At 43.1% G+C, this 3,741-nt stretch carries 6 protein-coding genes; 3 read left to right on the top strand and 3 right to left on the bottom strand.

Annotated elements, in window-relative coordinates:
- Positions 1 to 695 (top strand): CpXC domain-containing protein (locus tag ACYVRH_RS11235; protein ID WP_461257005.1); only part of this gene is annotated, 695 nt, incomplete at its 5' end.
- 27 nt (positions 696 to 722) lie between these two features.
- Here the strand turns inward: ACYVRH_RS11235 and ACYVRH_RS11230 are convergent.
- The 3 genes from ACYVRH_RS11230 to ACYVRH_RS11220 are packed head-to-tail and all read right to left on the bottom strand — an operon-like array spanning position 723 to position 2,168.
- On the bottom strand, positions 723 to 1,019 hold the full coding sequence (locus ACYVRH_RS11230; protein WP_461257004.1) for a late competence development ComFB family protein: 297 nt from the start codon (positions 1,017 to 1,019) through the stop codon (positions 723 to 725).
- Positions 1,020 to 1,073: 54 nt separating this feature from the next.
- The gene (locus ACYVRH_RS11225; protein WP_461257003.1) at positions 1,074 to 1,721 is read right to left on the bottom strand and encodes a DnaB-like helicase C-terminal domain-containing protein; all 648 of its coding nucleotides are present in this window, start codon (positions 1,719 to 1,721) and stop codon (positions 1,074 to 1,076) included.
- A gap of 24 nt (positions 1,722 to 1,745) precedes the next feature.
- Entirely contained in the window at positions 1,746 to 2,168 is a 423-nt protein-coding gene (locus tag ACYVRH_RS11220; RefSeq protein WP_461257002.1) for a hypothetical protein, read from the bottom strand.
- Between the two features lie 103 nt (positions 2,169 to 2,271).
- Between ACYVRH_RS11220 and rplI the strand changes: the two genes are divergently transcribed.
- Both rplI and ACYVRH_RS11210 read left to right on the top strand, forming a co-directional pair.
- Complete coding sequence (gene rplI, locus ACYVRH_RS11215) at positions 2,272 to 2,874, top strand: 50S ribosomal protein L9 (protein WP_461257001.1); 603 nt, start codon at positions 2,272 to 2,274, stop codon at positions 2,872 to 2,874.
- A gap of 21 nt (positions 2,875 to 2,895) precedes the next feature.
- Positions 2,896 to 3,741 (top strand): DnaB-like helicase C-terminal domain-containing protein (locus ACYVRH_RS11210; RefSeq protein WP_461257000.1); only part of this gene is annotated, 846 nt, incomplete at its 3' end.

The following is a 3,741-nucleotide window of genomic DNA, read 5'->3' as shown; positions in this document are numbered from 1 at the left end:
ACAATATTCCGACGGATCTGATAGTGGCGAAGCAAAGAAATGGCCCTACAGGCATAGTTAAGCTGGAAATGATTGCAAAATACGCTAAATTTATGCCGGCGCCAAAAGACAATAATATTTTAATTGATTATGAAGAAGAGATTGATCTTGATCAGAAACCTGAAACTCTGACTAATATTTTAAGCGGAACGTTTATGAGTTATAAATGCGCGTATTGCGATAAAAAAAACAAACCTGAATATCCTATCACTATTGTATGGAAATCCAAAAATTTAAAAATGAGAGTGCTGCCCGAGCTTGACCGCGGCGAGTTCTACCGTAATAAAAAAGAAGTTTATCAATTTGAAACTATTATAAGTTATCCGGAAATGGCTGACCGTCTGGCTGTAATAAATGACGGTCTTGAACCCGTCATTATAGAAACTTTAAAATCATTCCTTCTGGATAAGGCGGCGGAAAATTATCCTGACAAGGAAATAAGCGCGTGGTATCACTCAAACAGTGAGGGCGGCATAGAATTTCATCTTGACGGAATAAGGCGGGGAGAAGTCGCCGTAATGAGAATCCCGCAGGAATTGTACAATAAATTCCTTACTGATTACAAAAAGAATCCAAAAAGCGGGATTTTCCCGCAACTTAGAGTCCGTTCCTATCTGTCAGTCCAAAACTTACTGCGGCCTGACGCGTTAAAATAATGCCGTAAAAACGCTGGATACTGTACGTTAATCGTGAGCCGGATTTTTCTTTACTTTCTTTATTGCCTGCGAAACCGCATTTTTTACGCTGTCAGCGTAAGACTGCTCCGTCATCGCCTGAGACGCGTAAAGGGCGCCCAGCAGCGAAAAACGGTACAATGGTTTAACCGAATTTAACGCGATTGCGGCAATATCTACGATACATTCATTACAGCGGCACATATCTTCATGGCCGGTCTTAAGTTGATTCTCAATCTCGCGGATAACTAAAACTTCAGCTTCATTCGTTAATAAATCAAAATCATATTCTTCTAAAAGCCCCATATTCCCACCTCTATTGTAAATATGTCTATACTATATCAAAAATATTATTTTTTTTCAAGTAATTTGTTCTGTATTATTGTCTTTTGGCGCCGGCATAAATTTAGCGTATTTTGCAATCATTTCCAGCTTAACTATGCCTGTAGGGCCATTTCTTTGCTTCGCCACTATCAGATCCGTCGGAATATTGTCGCTGGAAACAGGTTTTTCTGCTTCTTTATCCTTTTTATTTCTTTTTGGCTGTTCCCTGTTTAAAAACAACACCAAATCCGCATCCTGTTCTATCGAGCCTGAATCCCTTAAATTTGCCAGAGTCGGGATTTCCCATTGAGCGTCGCGGTTTAACTGGCAAAGAACCACGATGGGTATATGCAGCTCGCGCGCGAGGCTTTTTAGGGCGCGTGAAATATTGGAAATCTGCTCAAAACGCTGTAACTTGGAGTTTTCGTATGCAATAAGCCCCAAATAATCAACAAATATTATCTCCACCTGCTGTTGGGTGCGCAGTTTTCTCGCTTGAGTGCGAAGGCTTAAAAGATCCATATTTGGTATATCGACAATATAAAAAGGCCCCTCATACAAAAGGCTCATTACATCCACTATTTTTTTATAATCGCCGGTGCTTAAAAAACCGCTCCTTAAATTTTGCGCCTGAACCATAGCCTCGCTGCTGATAAGGCGCTGGGCAAGCGCGATAATCAGCATGTTCTTCCTGTTTTTTGTAAACCGTCAACTTGCAATCAGCATTGTTTCGATGGTTAAAAGGCAAAAAATTGATCGTGGATTAATAACATTTTCCGCGCCCGCAAACGCAATTTGGGTGTTATCCGGCGCATTGGCGACTATCGTATTAAGCGGTATTTTCAGAATGGAAATATTGGGAACTTTAGCGTGGAACGTATTTGTTATTTGCGCGATAATTTTTTTGGCGCAGGGCGCCGCGATACTGATGTATTGGATGTCGCTTAAGTCAAACGCTTTCCGGTTAATAATTAACGTATTAATTATTGCAGTATTATTAAGTCCGTTAAATTCATTCGCTATTATGGCGTTGGTTTTATCGGGAATAATAGATAATTGGCGCCCTTTTCGAATAGCGAAAAGTTCTTTCCGCTGAGCGAAAAGCGCCCAATAGCCCCTACTCCGGGGCAAACAGTTGCTTTTTTGCGGCTGACATTGAGTAAAACTCCGTAAAACTTTTCGGAGTATCTTACCGCGACGCGGTTTGCGATACGCGGATGGAAAGGAGCTTGGAATGAAAGTTATTTTAAACAAGGATCTCGCGACTCTTGGCGAGGAGGGAGACGTAAAAGAAGTGGCGAAAGGTTACGCGCGTAACTATCTTTTCCCGCGTGGAATCGCTTTGCCTTACACGCCCAGAATGATTAAATTAATCGAGAGCAGAAGGGCGGAAATAGACGCGCGCAAAGAGCAAAAGCGCATGGATGCCAGAGGGTTAAAAGAAAAACTTGATTCGTTTGAACTTTCCCTTACAATGCCTGCGGGGGCAAACGGCAAACTCTACGGCGCGGTGACTAATCAAACAATTGCGGACGAGCTTGCCAAAAACGGATTCCAAATTGAGCGCAAGCGCATTGAAATTGCCGGCAACGGATTTAAGAACGTAGGCAAATACAAGGCGGTAATTAAGCTTTATGAAAACCAGTCTGCGGAAATTACAATTATAATTATCGCGCAGGAAATAAAGACAGAAAGCGCCGCTTCCAAACCGGCTCCCAAGCGCCATAGAAAAGATCATCATGAAGCAGAAGCGCATGAAGCTCCCGCTGAGGAAACTTCTACGGCCGCCGTTGCGGCTGCCGCCGCTGAGGAAAAAGCGGAAACCAAAGCCGAATAGCCATGTAAGGAAACCGCCATAGTGGCACAGTCAATAAGGGATAAAACGCCTCCTCACGACGATGAATTGGAACAGGCCGCTTTAGGCAGCCTGCTGGCTGATAACGAAACCGTATCCGCAGTAATTCAGTATCATCTCAGCTTTAACGATTTTTATTCCCGCGCGAACTCCCGCATATTTGAAGCCATCATGAGTCTTGATTCAAAAGGACTGCGTCCCGATATTCAGACCGTAGTTCAGGAATTAAAACAACTGGGGAAGCTGGATGAGGCCGGAGGCGCGTCCTATGTTTCAAGCCTGACGACGGTTATTCCCTCAAGCGCGAATATTGAATATTACGCGCAGATGGTAAAAAACTACTCCGTTAAAAGGGCGTTATTGAGCGTCGCGTCTGAAATAGGGGTAGAAGTTTACGATGAATCTAAGGAAGCGGTGGAAATACTGGAAGACGTTCAAAGGACTATTTTTAAGTTAAGCGATGAAAGGCAGGTTTTTACATCCAGAAAAATCAGCGAAGTGCTGAAAGAAACGATAATGATTCTTGACAAAGTGATGAAGTCCAAGAATCCGATAACCGGCATTTCAACGGGTTTTGAAAAATTGGATCAAATGACGTCGGGTTTCCAGCGCGAAGAATTTATCGTAATTGGAGCGCGGCCTTCCGTCGGGAAAACTGCGCTCGCGCTCAATATGGCTTCCAATATGGCTTTTCACCAAAAAATCCCAACTGCGTTTTTTTCACTGGAAATGTCAAATATCGCGCTTGCCCAGCGCCTTATCAGCAGCGAGGCTATGGTTCAGGCGCAAAATTTAAGGAGCGGTTTTTTAAGCACCGGCGATTATAAAAAAATAGTGGATGTAATGAGC

The sequence above is a fragment of the Treponema sp. R80B11-R83G3 genome, assembly GCF_054786115.1.
The sequence above is the reverse complement of the archived record's forward strand: the minus strand, read 5'-3'. Positions and strand labels throughout refer to the sequence as shown.

Excerpts from the sequence above, each read along its gene's own strand:
- ACYVRH_RS11230 (WP_461257004.1), bottom strand. The coding sequence starts at position 1,019 with ATGGGGCTTTTAGAAGAATATGATTTTGATTTATTAACGAATGAAGCT.
- ACYVRH_RS11225 (WP_461257003.1), bottom strand. The coding sequence starts at position 1,721 with ATGCTGATTATCGCGCTTGCCCAGCGCCTTATCAGCAGCGAGGCTATG.
- rplI (WP_461257001.1), top strand. The coding sequence starts at position 2,272 with ATGAAAGTTATTTTAAACAAGGATCTCGCGACTCTTGGCGAGGAGGGA.